The 16243-nt window shown below is 37.5% G+C and carries 17 protein-coding genes; 16 read left to right on the plus strand and 1 reads right to left on the minus strand.

Going from position 1 to position 16243, the window contains the following annotated elements; genetic code table 11:
- Positions 1-13: 13 nt before the first annotated feature.
- The 9 genes from ABXT49_RS08620 to ABXT49_RS08660 are packed head-to-tail and all read left to right on the plus strand — an operon-like array spanning position 14 to position 7931.
- Entirely contained in the window at positions 14-853 is an 840-nt protein-coding gene (locus ABXT49_RS08620; RefSeq protein WP_416651988.1) for an alpha/beta fold hydrolase, read from the plus strand.
- On the plus strand, positions 850-1797 hold the full coding sequence (locus ABXT49_RS08625) for a flavin reductase family protein (RefSeq protein ID WP_416651989.1): 948 nt from the start codon (positions 850-852) through the stop codon (positions 1795-1797). The genes ABXT49_RS08620 and ABXT49_RS08625 overlap by 4 nt, the downstream gene beginning before the upstream one ends.
- Positions 1798-1808: 11 nt before the next feature.
- Positions 1809-2846, plus strand: coding sequence for an LLM class flavin-dependent oxidoreductase (locus ABXT49_RS08630; protein ID WP_416651991.1), 1038 nt, complete (start codon positions 1809-1811; stop codon positions 2844-2846).
- 12 nt (positions 2847-2858) lie between these two features.
- A complete protein-coding gene (locus tag ABXT49_RS08635; RefSeq protein ID WP_416651993.1) occupies positions 2859-4328 on the plus strand; it encodes an aldehyde dehydrogenase in 1470 nt (489 codons plus the stop codon).
- Positions 4329-4358: 30 nt separating this feature from the next.
- Positions 4359-4739 (plus strand): carboxymuconolactone decarboxylase family protein, encoded by a 381-nt coding sequence (locus ABXT49_RS08640; RefSeq protein ID WP_416651995.1) that lies wholly within the window; start codon positions 4359-4361, stop codon positions 4737-4739.
- 56 nt (positions 4740-4795) lie between these two features.
- Entirely contained in the window at positions 4796-5956 is a 1161-nt protein-coding gene (locus ABXT49_RS08645) for an LLM class flavin-dependent oxidoreductase (protein WP_416651997.1), read from the plus strand.
- A gap of 18 nt (positions 5957-5974) precedes the next feature.
- Complete coding sequence (locus ABXT49_RS08650; protein ID WP_416651999.1) at positions 5975-6646, plus strand: glutathione S-transferase family protein; 672 nt, start codon at positions 5975-5977, stop codon at positions 6644-6646.
- 9 nt (positions 6647-6655) lie between these two features.
- The gene (locus ABXT49_RS08655; protein ID WP_416652001.1) at positions 6656-7063 is read left to right on the plus strand and encodes a nuclear transport factor 2 family protein; all 408 of its coding nucleotides are present in this window, start codon (positions 6656-6658) and stop codon (positions 7061-7063) included.
- A gap of 13 nt (positions 7064-7076) precedes the next feature.
- Positions 7077-7931, plus strand: coding sequence for an alpha/beta hydrolase (locus tag ABXT49_RS08660; protein WP_416652002.1), 855 nt, complete (start codon positions 7077-7079; stop codon positions 7929-7931).
- A gap of 9 nt (positions 7932-7940) precedes the next feature.
- Here the strand turns inward: ABXT49_RS08660 and ABXT49_RS08665 are convergent, their stop codons facing one another.
- On the minus strand, positions 7941-8852 hold the full coding sequence (locus ABXT49_RS08665; protein ID WP_416652004.1) for a DMT family transporter: 912 nt from the start codon (positions 8850-8852) through the stop codon (positions 7941-7943).
- A 215-nt stretch (positions 8853-9067) separates the two neighbouring features.
- Here ABXT49_RS08665 and dsbD point away from each other — a divergent pair, with 215 nt between their 5' ends.
- The 7 genes from dsbD (at position 9068) to ubiE (ending at position 16242) form a co-directional block, all read left to right on the plus strand.
- Complete coding sequence (dsbD, locus tag ABXT49_RS08670) at positions 9068-10909, plus strand: protein-disulfide reductase DsbD (RefSeq protein WP_416652005.1); 1842 nt, start codon at positions 9068-9070, stop codon at positions 10907-10909.
- Between the two features lie 228 nt (positions 10910-11137).
- On the plus strand, positions 11138-11581 hold the full coding sequence (gene accB / locus ABXT49_RS08675) for an acetyl-CoA carboxylase biotin carboxyl carrier protein (RefSeq protein ID WP_416652007.1): 444 nt from the start codon (positions 11138-11140) through the stop codon (positions 11579-11581).
- A complete protein-coding gene (gene accC / locus ABXT49_RS08680; RefSeq protein ID WP_416652009.1) occupies positions 11578-12930 on the plus strand; it encodes an acetyl-CoA carboxylase biotin carboxylase subunit in 1353 nt (450 codons plus the stop codon). The genes accB and accC overlap by 4 nt, the downstream gene beginning before the upstream one ends.
- Complete coding sequence (gene argC, locus ABXT49_RS08685; protein WP_416652011.1) at positions 12930-13964, plus strand: N-acetyl-gamma-glutamyl-phosphate reductase; 1035 nt, start codon at positions 12930-12932, stop codon at positions 13962-13964. Before accC ends, argC begins: the two co-directional genes overlap by 1 nt.
- A 34-nt stretch (positions 13965-13998) precedes the next feature.
- Positions 13999-14352: an iron-sulfur cluster insertion protein ErpA gene (gene erpA, locus ABXT49_RS08690; protein WP_271537906.1), complete on the plus strand. Its 354-nt coding sequence runs from the start codon at positions 13999-14001 to the stop codon at positions 14350-14352.
- A gap of 10 nt (positions 14353-14362) precedes the next feature.
- Entirely contained in the window at positions 14363-15499 is a 1137-nt protein-coding gene (locus tag ABXT49_RS08695; RefSeq protein WP_271537905.1) for a citrate synthase, read from the plus strand.
- Positions 15500-15501: 2 nt separating this feature from the next.
- Complete coding sequence (gene ubiE, locus ABXT49_RS08700; RefSeq protein WP_416652012.1) at positions 15502-16242, plus strand: bifunctional demethylmenaquinone methyltransferase/2-methoxy-6-polyprenyl-1,4-benzoquinol methylase UbiE; 741 nt, start codon at positions 15502-15504, stop codon at positions 16240-16242.
- Position 16243 lies beyond the last annotated feature (1 nt).

Here is a 16243-nt window from a genome sequence, read left to right on the forward strand (position 1 = left end):
AATGGACTGGCTTGTGAAAGACCTTGAATTAAGCAATTATTCAGATATCCCCTCTCTTTTTGATAAAGATGGTACAGCCTACAAAATCTTTGGAGACGAACCTGCTACATTGATTTTTATACATGGTGTTGGAATGTGTGGAGAAATATGGCAGCCTCAAGTTGAACATTTTTCAAAAGATTATCGCGTAATAACTTATGACTTTTTAGGTCATGGAAAAAGCGTGCTCAAAAAGGACAAACTCACCCTAGAAGACTATGTAACTCAACTATACAATCTTGTTAATGAGATTGGAGTTACAAACTTTTCATTAATTGGACACTCCATGGGGGCAATTATTGCAGTTGCATTCGCATTAAAATATCCTAGAAAAGTTGACACACTCATTCCCATAAATATTGTCTTTAAGAGAACTAAAAAAGCGCAAGATGATGTAATTATGAGGGCTAAAGATGTCTTTAAATCTCAACAAATAACTAATATTAGTCAAACACTTGAAAGGTGGTTTAAAAATAAAACCAGCCCTGATGATTTACTGAAGATTAATAATGTTCGAAGCTGGCTTAACAATACCTCGCCAAAAGCTTACGCAGAAGCTTACTATTTATTTGCTACATCTGATCGAGTTTTTGTAAATAATCTTTCAAACTTACAACCACCTGTTTTATACTTAACCGGGAGTGAAGACCCTAACTCTACTTCGCTAATGTCTGAACAAATGGCTCAAGAAACTCCAAATAGCTGGAGTGAGTCCATTGAAAGTGAGGCGCATATGATGGCATATATATCGGCAAAAAAAGTTAGCTCAATAATAGAACATTTTCTTAATAACACTACCAATACTACTACATGAAAACAGAAGAAACACGGGATCTAAGACAAGCACTTGGCTCTTTTCCAACAGGGGTAACTGTGGTTACAGCCAAAGATAAAGATGGAAGTCCAGTAGGATTTACTGCGAATTCTTTCACTTCAGTGTCGTTAGAGCCTCAATTAATATTGATATGTATTGACAAGGAGTCTTTCAACATAGAGTCGTTTTCTAAAGGTGGAAGTTTTGCAGTTAGTGTTCTCTCTGAAAGTCAGCAACATATATCAACCACTTTTGCAAGTCCTGAAACTGATCGCTTTAAAAATATTTCTTGGAAATCAAAAACTACAGGAAGCCCTATCATATCTGACTCAGTTGCCTGGTTTGATTGTGATACGGATAATATTATAGAGGGTGGCGATCACCTTATTCTTATTGGAAAGGTAAGAGAGTTTGGATACAATCCACAAACCCCATTGGTTTATTTACGAGGAAATTATGTTAATCTCGGACTTGAACAAAAAATGCTCCTTGCTATGGAAAATAAAAACACAAAAATAATTGTTGGGGCGTTAATTGAATGGCGAAAAAAAATATTTCTTCTTACAGATCAAACAACTGGGATGCTTTATTTCCCTAATGCTTCAAGACTGGGTTCAACTTCTGACGAAGAAAGTCTTCTTGGAAGTCTCCAAAAGCAAAAAATACATATCAATGAACACTATCTATTTTCAGTATTTGAAAATAATGATGATAAAACTAGTCTTATATATTACCGCACAAAAGTCGAAGATGGCTCATCTATAACTACTGGAAAATTCTATGAATTTGATTCAATACCGTTTGAACTTCTAGCTGATGATGCAAGTAGAATAATGCTTAAACGCTATATTGCAGAAAGAGATTTAAATGCTTTTGGAGTATTTGTGGGTAAGGAAAGTGAAGGCAATGTAGAGGCTATAAGTAAAACTAATCAAAATGTGTAGGAGCTATTAATATGAATTTTTCTTTATTTGCTCAAATGGAAAGGATAGATGAAGAGCAGTCACAAAAACGCTTATATGAGGAGTATGTCGAGCTATATCAAATAGCTGATAGGTCAGGTTTCAAAACAATATGGACTGGTGAACATCACGGCATGAACTTTACTATTGCTCCAAACCCATTTATTAATCTAGCTGATTTAGCCAACAAAACAAAGAATGTTAGGCTCGGAACTGGAACAATTATTGCCCCCTTTTGGCACCCAATTAAGCTTGCTGAAGAAGCAGCAATGACCGATATTATTTCAGGAGGTCGACTTGAAATTGGTATAGCTCGAGGAGCTTACTCTTTTGAGTATGACCGCCTTGCAGATGGTATAGATCCTTTTTCAGCTGGAAGCGCTATGAGAGAAATTGTCCCAGCAATTAAGGGCTTGTGGAGAGGTGACTACACAGGTGAAGGTGAGCACTGGTCCTTCCCAAAAACTACTAGCTCACCAAAACCCCTACAATCTCCTCACCCACCAATTTGGATTGCTGCTAGAGATCAAAACTCTCATGACTTTGCAGTTCAGCAGGGCTGCAATGTTCAAGTAACTCCTCTATGGCTTGGTGATGATGAGGTTGTCTCATTGATGGAAAAATTCAATAACTCCTGTGAGAAATTTAAAGATATAGAGCGTCCAAAAATAATGGTATTACGCCATACATTTGTGGGTGAGAGTGAAGAAGAAGTTGTTCAAGGCGCTAAAGATATATCTAGATTCTACTGTTATTTTGGTGCATGGTTTAAAAATGAAAGGCCTATTAGTCAAGGGCTTATTGAGAAACTTACGGATGAAGAAATGTCTAAGATTGAAATGTACTCACCTGAAAAAATGCGTCAAAATAGTATTATAGGAACTCCTGATGAAGTTATTGAGCGTATTAAATTTTGCGAGAATCTTGGTTTTGACGAATATAGTTACTGGATTGATAGTAGCATGAGCTTTGAAAAGAAAAAGAAATCTTTAGAGCTTTTTATTGACAAAGTGATGCCTGAATTTACTTAAAGAGGAAGGGACATGGAGCACTTTAAACACTACATTAATGGTAAGTTTAGTTCTGGATCAGAGCGCTTTGAGACTCTTAATCCTGCAAATGGTATGCCATGGGCAACCTTTCCATCTGCAACAGAAGATGAGTCTAACTTTGCTATAGAGTCTGCACATAAAGCACTCTATGATAATACCTGGTCAAACCTTACCCCCACTCAAAGAGGGAAGTTAATTCATAGGCTTGGTGATTTAATCTCTGAACATGCTAGTGAATTAGGTGATCTCGAAACTAGGGATAGTGGAAAATTAGCGGTTGAAACTCGCGCTCAATCCAGCTATGTTTCTGACTATTACTATTACTATGCGGGCCTAGCAGACAAAATACAGGGAGAAGTTCTTCCTATTGACAAGCCTGATATGCGTGTTTTTACAACCCGTGAACCTATTGGGGTTGTTGTTGCTATTGTTCCTTGGAATGCTCAACTTTTCCTTTCAGCAACGAAAATAGCTCCTGCTTTAGCTGCTGGAAATACACTAGTAGTAAAAGCGTCGGAGCAGGCCCCAGCTGCATTATTTAAATTTGCTGAATTAGTTGAAAAAAGTGGCTTTCCTCCTGGAGTTATAAATATCATAACTGGCTTTGCAGAGCCCTGTGGGCGTGTATTAACTACGCACCCAAAAGTTGCGAGAATTGCTTTTACTGGAGGCACTGAAGTTGCGAGACATATTGTTAGGAATAGTGCTGAAAACTTTGCTCATGTAAGTCTTGAGCTTGGTGGTAAATCACCCATGCTAATATTTGAAGACTGCAATATTGATGGGGCAGTAAATGGCATTATTGCAGGAAACTTTGGAGCTTCTGGGCAAAGCTGTGTTGCTGGCTCGCGCGTTTTTATTCAAAGATCAATACACTCTAAAATAGTTGACAAGATTAAAGAGCGCGCAAAAAATATTATAGTTGGTGACCCCTTAGATAGTGATACACAGGTTGGTCCTCTTGCCACAAAACATCAGGTCGAAAGAGCGCTAAGCGTTGTTAAACAGTCTATTAAGCAAGGAGCTAGCCTTATTTTTGGAGGGAACAAGCCAAGTCATAAAAAAGAAGGATGGTACTTTGAGCCTACTCTACTTGATTGTCCTAATCAGGAATTTGATTGCGTTAAAACAGAACTATTTGCACCAGTAATAAGTGTCATTGCATTTGACACTGAGGAAGAAGCCATAAGGATGGCAAATGACTCTGCTTATGGTCTTGGTGCAGGAGTATTTACTGAAAACCTAGCAAGAGCTCATCGCGTTAGTGAAAAAATACAGTCTGGGATTGTTTGGATTAATACTTATCGAGCAATATCACCTATTGCTCCTTTTGGTGGAGTGAAGCAAAGTGGTGGTAGCAGAGAGGCTGGCATAGATGCTATTCATGAATACACTAGAACTAAAACAACCTGGATTAATACCTCTTCTGAACCAATGAGCAATCCTTTTATAATGAGATAAATAATCTTTAAAAAATTAACGGAGTAAATAATGGACAAAGAATTATTCGAACTAGGCTTATCAAAGAGAAAAGCAACCCTTGGAAGTGACTATGTAGAAAAAAACCTAGAAGCGGCAGATGATTTTAACGAAGACTTTCAAAAACAAATGACTGAGTGGTGCTGGGGCTTTGGATGGGGTGATGACACCATTAATGAAAAAACTAGGTCTATGATGAATCTAACAATGATTGCTGCCCTTGGAAAAATGGATGAATGGGAAATCCACCTCAAAGGAGCTTTAACGAATGGAGTAAGTAAGGATGAGATTAAATCAATACTCCATGTTATTGCTATCTATTGCGGAGTTCCTCAAGGAGTTGAGTGTTTTAAAATTGCAAGAAAAGTTTTAGAGAATGTTGGTGAGATTTAAGTGCCAAAAAATTCTTACAATTATTTGGATATAACTTAAATGACTTTTGGATATCTATGAGATTTGATTTTGTTCCATTTTTTAATCCAGGGGAAAATATTCCTTGGAATCGTGTTGTTAAAATGATGCGTGAGCAAACGAATTTAGCTGAACAGGCTGATTTCACAACTGTTTGGCTTACAGAGCATCACTTTGCACACAATGGTTATCTAAATGCTCCACCTAATCCAATAATGATGTCTCTTGATCTAGCTTCTCACTCAAAAAAAATAAGAGTAGGTCAGGCACCAATCGTTCTTCCTGATTGGCATCCATTAAGAGTGGCAGAAGATATAGCACTGCTTGACAACATGACTGAAGGAAGGGTTGATTTTGGAGTTGCCAAGGGTATTAATGAAAGGGTGACAATTCAATTCAATAAAGAGGCTGATCGAAGAGATAATGAAAAAAGCTACAGACTATTCATGGAGTCTCTTGAAGTCATATTAAAAGCATGGACCCAAGATCCATTTTTACATAAGGGAGAGTTTTATGAGTTCCCTGTTCCCGGTTGGAAAGAAACAAACCGATTCTTAATGCCTCTTGAAAAAGAATATCACTCAAAAGAAGGTGAATATACTGGTATGTATATCCATCCTAGGCCTTATCAAAATCCACACCCTCCAGTATGGCTAATGTCGAATTCACCACACACCTATAAATTAGCTGCTGAGAGAGGATTTAAAGTGATTGGCATGTCAAGTCCTCCAGGAAAGCTTGTAAGTTGTTGGGATGCCTATGCCAATGCAGAGTCACATGATGGGGCAAAACACCAAAGAGGGGATGGTGTTGGAGTATGCACCGTCATTTATGTTGCTGAAACAATGGAACAGGCTGACAAAGATGCTAGAGCTGCAATCAATGGCTATTATGAATATCTAAGTGGTTCGAGACCAGAAGGAAGTTGGACTAGAAAAGCATATCTAGATGAAGATGCCAATCCAACTGATGAAGATCTCAATGGAGAGTGGTTTGATTTCCTTATGAAGTATGAACTAATATGGGTTGGTGATGCAGACTATGTTGCTGAGAAAATTGATAAGCTTAATAAATCAATTGGTCTAAATCATATTATGCTGCTTCAACAATTTCCAGGATTTGACTATCAAAAAATACTCAAAAGCATGGCTTTATTTTCTGAGAGGGTTATGCCCAGGTTTAATCCAGATGGAATTTAAGAATAGGAGATTAGATAAATGTTAGAAGTTTGGGGTAGAAAAAATGCTAATCAAGTTATACAGGTCCTTTGGACTCTATCTGAGTTAGGTGTTGATTACAAAAGGCACTCTATAGGAACTGAATCAGGTGATCTAGATGCTGATGATTATAAATCCCTTAACCCTAACTCAAAAATACCTACTATTCGTGACAATGGGTTTGTATTGTGGGAATCCCATGCAATAATTCGCTATCTTGCAAGGCAGTATGGTTTTGGTAATCTTTATCCTAAAGATCCTCAAAAGGCGGCAATCTCTGATCAATGGATGACCTGGTCTACAGATGGTTTTATGGGAACTTTTTTTCCTGTTTTTTGGCAGCTTGTTCGAACTGAAGAGTCACAAAGAGATTATAACAAGATTGCTGAAATGGCAAAGCAGAGTGCTGAAGTACTGAAAGTGCTTGAGGGGCATTTAGATAATAATAAATTTGTTGCTGGTGATGATTTTACTTATGGTGACATTCCTCTTGGTGTTTTAATACATAAGTACTTTGTCCTTGATATTAAAAGACCATCAATGCCTGGAATTGAAGCATGGTATCAAAGACTAACTGAGAGAAATCCTTACAAAGAACACGCAATGCAGCCATTTGGCAACTCACCTGAAGAATTCTTGAAATTACAAACCAAAGGTGAGAAAAATTTATAATTAACTTCTATGTCAATCTTTAATTCAAATATTTCAACGAAAGAAGCAGGAATAACCACCGATCTGCTTGATAAAATTACTAATGCCTACAATCAAAATGATATTGATAAAGTCATGTCATTTTTTGCTGAAGATGTGGTGTTTGACCATGCAACAGGGCCTAATATCAATGGTACTCGGTTTTCTGGACTGGATACTATCAGAGGAATTTTCGAGGGACTGTTTAATAGTGTTGAGAGTGTTCAATGGACCCCAACTGATACCAGGATTTCTGGAGATAAAGCTTACTGTGAATTTCATCGACTTGCAAAACTCAAATCTGGTGAAACTCAAGACTTTTTGAGTATTGATATCTTGACATTCCGTGATGGACTAATTATCCATAAAGATACTTTTTATAAAAGTAGAACTAACTAAAAAAGGATTTTAAATGACAAGAACTAAACCCATTGATCCAATATTAGAGAAGGGTTATAACGTAAGATTATTAGTTGATGATTTTGACGGACTTATTAATAAATGGACTAAAAGAAGTGCAGCTTTCAGAGCTACTGTAGATTCCTCAATTGATTGTCAATATGGAAGTGGTGAAAAAGATAAGCTAGATATTTTTCGTTGTGGACAAGATAATGCGCCGCTATTCATTTTTATTCATGGTGGATACTGGCAGCGAGGTGATAAATCATTCTATAGCTTTGTAGCTGAGTCATTTGTGCAATCAGGGATTGATGTTGCTCTTATTGGCTATCAACTATGTCCTGGTGCAAGCATGACCAATATTGTTGAAAAAATACAAGAGGCTATCATTTGGTTGTGGCGAAATGCTGATAAGCACTCAATTTCAAAAAATCGAATTAACGTTTCTGGACATTCTGCAGGTGGCCATATCACTGGTATGGTTCTTGCAACTGATTGGCAACAAATATCTAATGACTTACCAAAAAATATTGTAAAGACAGGTATTCCAATAAGTGGCCTTTATCAACTCGATCCAATTAGAGAGACAACAATAGGTGATGCGCTAGGCTTAAATGATAAGGAAAGCAAAGCATTAAGCCCTCATTTCTTTGAACCAAAAACAAGCGCTCCCATTCTAGTAGCACTTGGTGGTGGAGAGACTCCTGAATTTCATTGGCAAACTAATAAATTTGTTGAAAAATGGAAAGAGCATAATGTTCCGCTTGATTATCATGCAGAGCCAGATGTAGATCACTTTGGAGTAGTAGAGAGGCTTGCAAATAAGGACTCTCAGATTTTCATAAAAATACAGGATTGGTTGCTTTAAATAAACTTCTTAATGCGCTACTTTAGAATCATTATTTTTTGATGAAGTCATTGCGACAGAAAATGCAATTAATAAGAATCCAGCTATTGCCATGATGCCCATAGTCTCTCCAAACAGATACCAAGCCTGAATTGCTACAAGAGCAGGAACTAAATAAAAGTAACTACCAACTCTAGCCGAAGCATCCTGCTTAATCATTGTCATTAAAAGGAGCACCGCTCCAATTGAAAGCCCAAAAACCTGCCAGGCTAGAGTAATAACAAATGGACCAGTCCATTGAACCTCACCAGTTTCAAAACAAAAAGCCACAACAATACAAAGCATAAATGCACCAAGATATTGAACCCAGGTTCCACTAATTAAATCCATGTCGCTGCAAAATCGCTTTTGATAAATGGCCCCTAATGAAATCCCAAAAAGTGATGCAAATACGGCCAATATTGCCCAAAAAGAAAAACCGCTAAAAAAACCATCAGTGGTTAAATCAAACCTTTCAAACAAAACTAAATATACCCCTATGAGTCCAATAATTAAACCAATCCATTGTTTTCTAGATACCCTCTCATGAAGAATTATTCCAGCCATGAAAGCCATTCCTAATGGCTGAAGACCAATTATCATTGAGGATAATCCAGCCGGCATTCCCCACTTAATGGCCTGAAAAACACCTCCAAGATATATCCCATGAATCAATACTCCGGCGAATATTAGATGAAAAAATGCAGATCTAGAGCTTGGCCAACTGCTTTTATTGATTCGTAATATAAAAAACAAAACTATTAATGTAAGCGCAGTGCGATATGCTAATAAAGTGAATGGTTCTGCATATGGAAGGCCGTATTTGGCGGCCAAAAAACCTGTACTCCATATCCAAACAAAAAGCCATGGAGTGAAGCGTGTACTTAAAGTAAGGTTTTTCATAAAAAACACCAAAAATTCATTTACTTAATAAATCACTAATTAAAATTACTTAATTAATAAAGAATCGATTTTATACAAAATAGCTCTATAGCGCTCAAAAAACGTAACACGAGCAAAACTTTGATTAGACTATAATATATGTTGTAATTCTTTCAGAAACCCGTCAGATTTTGACTATTTCGCTTGAATAAAGTTTCCCAATTTTAAATAATTTTATGAAGCAATTTTTTTCTATCATTCTGCTTTTGATCCTTGTCCCTCTCTCAGCAAGCTGGGCTGAAACTCTTTCAGTTGATAAAGAATCTACTCTAAGTGAAAGCAACCAATCATCAATTTTATTGCAGGGTGAAAATAATCTAGGTTTTGAAAAACGTCCAGTAAAAGTAAATGAGGCTTTCAAGTTAAGCGCTATTTCGGTTGATGAAAATACAATTGCTGTGAGATGGATTGTTAAAGAAAACTATTACCTCTATAAAGATAAAATTTCTTTTTCAGTCAAAGGGGCAATAATTGAAGATGCTCTGTTTCCAAAGTCAAAATTAAAAGTTGATGAGTTTTTTGGTGAGGTCAATATTTACAATTCATCCGTGGAGGTTATTCTTTCGCTTACCGACATTGTTAGCAACAAAGTTATATTAACAGTAGAACACCAAGGCTGCTGGGAAGGTGGAGTTTGTTATCCCCCTAAGAGCGATACTATTCAAGTTGATTTCAATGGAACTCAAGCATTCTCTTCTCAAGATAATAGTCAAATAACAAAGTCAGAAAAAAGTGCCAATGAAAAGTTTCAACAAGGCGGTTTAACTTTATTAATTGCAGCTTTTTTGGCTGGCTTGGCTCTTTCTTGGACACCTTGTGTATACCCAATGGTCCCAATACTGTCTGGAATTATTATTGGGCAAAAGAAAGCTCCAAGCACTCCAAGAGCTATCTTGATGTCAGTTGTCTTCGTTTTTTCAATGTCTCTCGCTTATGCTTTGATTGGAGCAACAGCAGGCTACTTTGGAGCTGGCATAAATATTCAGGCGATAATGCAAACTCCCTGGGTCTTAATTGTTTTCAGTTTAATCTTTCTATTCTTAGCATTTTCAATGTTTGGATACTATGACATTCAACTACCCTCTAAATTGCAGGTCAAGATTACAAACCTAAGTAACAGGCAAACGAGTGGGGATTTCATTGGTGTTAGCATCATGGGCTTCCTTTCTGCCCTAATTGTTGGTCCATGTGTTACGCCATTCCTTGCAACTGCTTTAAGTTATGTTATTGCTGGAGGAAGTGCTGCTAAAGGAGCTGCTAGTCTTTTTGCAATGGGGCTGGGAATGGGCATCCCTTTAATAATAATTTGTGGCTGGGGTGTCAATGCACTGCCAAAAGCTGGACTATGGATGGAAAACGTCAAGAAAATTTTTGGTCTTTCAATGATTGCTGTTTCTCTGTATTTACTGGATCGAATTCTGAGTCCACTTTTATCTCTAATTCTATGGTCACTCCTATTCACTCTAGGGCCAATTATGCTTGGTGTTTTTAACAAAATCACTAAACCTATTAGCTTCTGGAGTTTGCTATTTAAAGCAACATGTTTGATTTTCTTAGCTTATGGCGTCTTGCTATGGCTATTGGTGGCAAAAGGTGGTGGTGATATTCAGAAACCTCTTGACTCAATCATTTATGGGGACAGCATAGATTCATCAAATAGTGTCGACTTTCAGGTAATTACAGATGAAGATGAATTTAATAAATTATTAGCTATAACTTCAAACAATAACAGCCTACTGGTCATTAAGTTTTATGCAGAATGGTGTATTTCTTGCAACAAGCTAGAGAGGGTTGTATTCTCAAACAGACAAGTCAATGAGGCTCTTGCAGATTCTCTTAAACACACATTAGACGTTACTGAGAATAATCGCTTTAACCAGTCGATGCTTGCAAGATTCTCACTTGTTGGACCACCCGCCATATTATTTTTTAAAAATGGCATCGAGCTTAGAGACCAAAGAATTATTGGTGAATTTAGCGCTAAAGAGTTTGTAGCCCACATAAATAATCTGCAATAAATATTTATTAATTTCCTCTAAAAGCTTCGAATTGTAGCTATATTTGATTAAATAGATGTTAAAATACTTCTTAGTTACTTACAGTTAAAATCTAGTCTTAAAGGCTTATTTATTATATTTTTAAGCCAAAACATGAACTTGCAATCATTGCCTGCCTTAATGGCCGCAATGTGAATTTGTATTTAGATTCAAAAAACTAGTTGCAAAGGATAATAAAGGGGAACGTAAATGGATATTCGAAAAGTTAAAAAGCTAATGGAGCTTCTAGAGGAATCTGGAATGTCAGAAATTGAAATTAAAGAAGGTGAAGAGTCAGTAAAAATTTCTAGATATGGAAATTCGCCTGCACCAAGTCACTCTTTTGTTCAGCAACAAGCGCCTACTTCATTGCCTCCAGTGGTTGCGGCTCCAGCAATTGTAGATGAGCTCTCAACTATTGGTCAGTCTTTAACATCTCCCATGGTAGGGACCTACTATTCAGCCCCATCTCCAACTGCAAAGCCTTTTGTTACAATTGGCCAGCACGTAAAACAGGGCGACACCATTGGTATTGTTGAGGCCATGAAGATAATGAACCAAATTGAAGCTGAGAAGTCTGGAACAGTCCTTCAAATTCTTGTTAAAGATGGTGAAGCTGTAGAATTTGGACAACCGCTAATCATAGTCGAATGAGCTCAATAAAAAAAGTTTTAATTGCTAACCGGGGTGAAATTGCACTTCGAATTCTTAGAGCTTGCAAAGAACTTGGAATCCAAACTGTAGCAGTATATTCAACAGCAGATAAAGACTTAAAGCACGTTCGTTTAGCTGATGAAGCCGTTTGTATTGGGCCACACCCATCTATCAAAAGCTATCTAAATATTCCAGCTATTATAAGTGCGGCTGAGGTAACACATTCTGATGCAATACATCCAGGATATGGATTTCTTTCTGAAAGCGCCGATTTTGCTGATCAAGTTGAGCAAAGTGGCTTTATCTTTATTGGTCCACACGCAGAAAATATAAGAGTTATGGGGGACAAGGTAGCTGCCATTGAGGCAATGCAAAGCTCTGGCGTACCTTGTGTTCCAGGATCCAATGGAGCATTAGATGACAACGAACAAAGAAGCATTAAAATTGCCAGAGAAATTGGCTTACCAATAATAATTAAAGCTTCTGGTGGTGGTGGTGGCCGAGGAATGCGAGTTGTTGACTCTGAAGATGACTTAGCTGACTCAATAAGGCTCACTCAATCTGAGGCGTTAAGCTTTTTTGGTAATGGTGAAGTTTATATGGAAAAATTCTTAACGACACCTCGCCATGTTGAGATTCAAATTCTAGCGGACCAGCATGGAAATGCAGTTCACCTTGGTGAAAGAGACTGCTCAATGCAAAGGCGTCATCAAAAAGTTGTAGAGGAGGCTCCTGCACCAGGAATCTCTCCAAAATTACGAAATAAAATTGGCAATATTTGTGCTGAAGCTTGTAAAAAAATTAACTATCGTGGAGCTGGGACCTTTGAATTTCTTTTCGATAATGATGAGTTTTACTTTATTGAAATGAACACTAGAGTTCAGGTTGAGCATCCAGTAACTGAAATGATCACTGGTGTTGATATTGTCCGTGAACAAATCTTAATTGCTGGTGGTGATAAGTTATCAATAACTCAAGATCAAGTTGAAATTAAAGGTCATGCTATTGAATGTAGAATTAATGCTGAAGATCCCGAAACTTTTATGCCTTCACCAGGAAAAATTACACAGTACCATGCTGCTGGTGGTCTTGGAGTTAGAATAGACTCTCACATTTATAATGGCTATAATGTCCCGCCATACTATGACTCTATGATTGGAAAAGTGATTACTTTTGGCGACAATCGAAATAATGCAATTATTAAGATGCAAAATGCTCTTGATGAGATGGTTATTGATGGAATAAAAACAAATATTCCACTTCAAAGAAAAATTATGGCCGATAAAGTGTTTAGGAAAGGTGGTATGAATATTCACTATCTAGAAAAGATGCTTGGGGATGAAGAATAATGAAAATTAAAGTTGGAATAATTGGTGGTTCAGGATATACCGGTATTGAACTATTGCGTATTATCCATCAACATCCACTTGCAGAAGTTACCTCAATTACATCAAGGGCTCTTCAAGGTAAAAAAATATCAGACGTTTTCCCCAACATGCATGGTCTCTCAGAGTTGGTATATTCACTTCCCGATGATAAAGCCTTATTTGAATGTGATATTGTTTTCTTTGCAACGCCTCATGGGGTTGCAATGGATAATGCTGAATCTTTTCTTGAAAAAGGTGTCAAAGTTGTTGATTTGGGTGCTGACTTTAGGATTAATGATGCTGACTTATGGTCAGATTGGTACAAAATGGAACACTCACAGCCTTCACTTCTTGAGGAGGCAGTATATGGTCAGCCTGAAATTAGAAGGGATGCTATAAAAAATGCACGACTAGTTGCAAATCCTGGATGTTACCCAACAGCCGTTCTTCTGGCCTTAAAGCCTCTTCTTGAGAATGGCTTAATTGATGCCTCAAGCATAATTGCAGACTGCAAATCTGGAGCTAGCGGTGCGGGAAGAATTGCCAACCAAGCAACTCTTCTTTGTGAAATAACTGAAAGCTTTAAGCCATATGCAGTTAGTGGTCACAGACACTTTCCTGAAATAAAGCAAGAGCTAGAACTTATTGCTGGAAAGCCAGTTGGGTTAACTTTTGTCCCTCACTTACTACCTATGATCCGAGGCATAGAGGCTACTATTTATGTTGACCTTGTTGATCCAACTGTCAATGTTAGACCTTATTTCGAAAATGCCTACAAAAATGAAGAATTTGTTAAAATACTCCCTGAAGGTACTTATCCTGAAACGCGTTCAGTTAAATCATCGAACTATTGTCAAATTTCAATTCAGTATATTGAACACAGCAATAAACTAGTAATTATGTCGGTTATTGACAACTTAGTTAAGGGTGCTGCGGGACAAGCAATCCAAAATATGAACTTAATGTTTGGACTTGCAGAGCAGGAAGGACTTACACAGATTGGTTTACTGCCTTAAAAGCAGTCTATATATAATAATTTGGAGATAACCTATGGTTACCGCTGAAATTCAAGATGAGGCTGATATAGTTTTTAGTGATAGTGCTGCAAGCAGAGTGGCGCAACTCATCAAGGAAGAAAAAAACCCGGCCTTAAGGCTTCGAGTTTATATTACTGGTGGTGGATGTTCAGGCTTCTCCTATGGCTTTGCTTTTGATGAAAATCTTAAAGAAGGCGATAGTGGAGTTAATAAACAGGGGGTTGAGTTAGTTATCGACCCAATGAGTTATCAGTATCTTATGGGTTCAACAGTAGACTATCTTGAGGATCTCCAAGGAGCAAGATTTATTGTAACTAATCCTAATGCCAAAACCACATGTGGTTGCGGATCTTCTTTTTCAATTTAATAATAATATTATGACCGAATATATTCCAGGCCTAGCAGGCGTACCAGCAACTAAATCAGCAATTTCTTCAATCGATGGAGAAAAAGGAATACTTGCTTATAGAGGCTACTCCATTCAAGATCTCGTCGAGCATTCCTCATTTGAAGAAACCGCTTTGTTGTTGATGAATGGTGAACTACCCTCACCTAATGAGCTGTCAAACTTTAAAAATATTTTACAAAAAAGAAATGAAGTAAAACGAAAAATCCGCCATTTACTTTGGTCGCTTCCACCAACTGGACACTCAATGGATGTGCTTCAAACTGCAATGGCCGCAATGGCTACTTTCTACCCAGATGCTGGCGCATCTGAACCAGACTCAGCCTATACTCAAAATGCGCTTATTAAAATAATCTCAAATATGAGCACTTTGGTTGCAATGTGGACTCGCATTAGTAGAGGATATGATCCGATTCCTCCAAGCAACAAAATGTCTTATGCTGAAAATTTTATGTACATGTGTTTTGGAGAGGAGTCTGATCCAGAAATTGTTAATCTTTTAGATGCCTCCTTAATTTTACATGCCGAGCATACAATCAATGCCTCCACTTTTTCTACCATGGTAACAGCGTCTACTCTTGCCAATCCTTTTTCTTCAATAGCATCAGGAGTTGGAACTCTCGCAGGACCCTTGCACGGTAATGCAAATGAAAATGTGCTTCTTATGCTTGATGAAATTGGTTCTGCAAAAAATGCCCGCCCTTGGATTGAAAATAGACTCAAAAATAAACAAGTTATCTGGGGAATGGGTCATCGTGAATATAAAACCAAAGATCCTAGAGCCACAATTCTTGAGAAAATGATTAAAACTTATATTAAGAAAAATGGCCTCAACTTATCTAACAGATTCGAAACAGCACTTGAAGTTGAAAGCATCTGTGAGGAGTTATTGTCTCAAAAAGGCGTCTATCCCAATGTTGACTTTTATTCTGGCATCCTTTACTCAGAAATATTTAACTTTACCAAAGAACACTTTACTCCTATTTTTGCCATGGCTCGTTCAGCTGGATGGGTAGCTCATTGGCATGAGCAGGTTAGTCACAATAGAATCTTTAGGCCGACACAGATATATACTGGTGCTGACTTTAGGGACTACCCCTCTAGTTAATAATGGACAAGACTACGCACTTTGGCTTTAAACAGGTCGACGTTGAAAAAAAACAAGGCCTAGTTAAGGGTGTATTTGACTCAGTTGCAGGCAAATATGATCTCATGAATGATGTCATGTCAATGGGAACCCACCGCCTGTGGAAAAACTACACAATCTCTAGTAGCAATGTATCAGAAGGAGATCATGTTCTTGATATTGCTGGAGGAACAGGTGATCTAGCTATAAAGTTTAGAAAAAAAGTGGGCGAATCTGGAAGAGTTATCTTATCTGACATCAATGGCTCAATGCTTAATGAGGGCAGAAAAAATCTTTTGAATCATGGCATTATTGATGTGGACTTTGTTCAGGCCAATGCTGAATCTCTTCCATTTGAAGACAACACATTTGATTGTGTAAGTATTGCGTTTGGCTTGAGGAATGTAACAAATAAAGATGTTGCCCTTCAGCAAATGTATCGTGTTTTAAAAAAAGGTGGCACATTACTGATTTTGGAGTTTTCTAAAGTTGAAAATGAGATGCTTAAAAAAATATACGATTTATACTCGTTCAACGTTATACCAAAATTTGGTGAATTCTTTGCCAATGATGAAGATAGTTATCAATACCTTGCGGAATCAATTCGCAAACACCCTGATCAAGAAACACTAAAGTCTATGGCGCTTGATGCTGGGTTTGGTTTTTGTGAGTATCACAATCTTACTGGTGGCATAGTCGCACTTCATAAAGCAATCAAAACTTAAT

Source organism: Candidatus Pseudothioglobus sp. Uisw_086, from assembly GCF_048085745.1.
In the GTDB taxonomy this organism is placed as follows: Bacteria; Pseudomonadota; Gammaproteobacteria; order PS1; family Pseudothioglobaceae; genus Pseudothioglobus.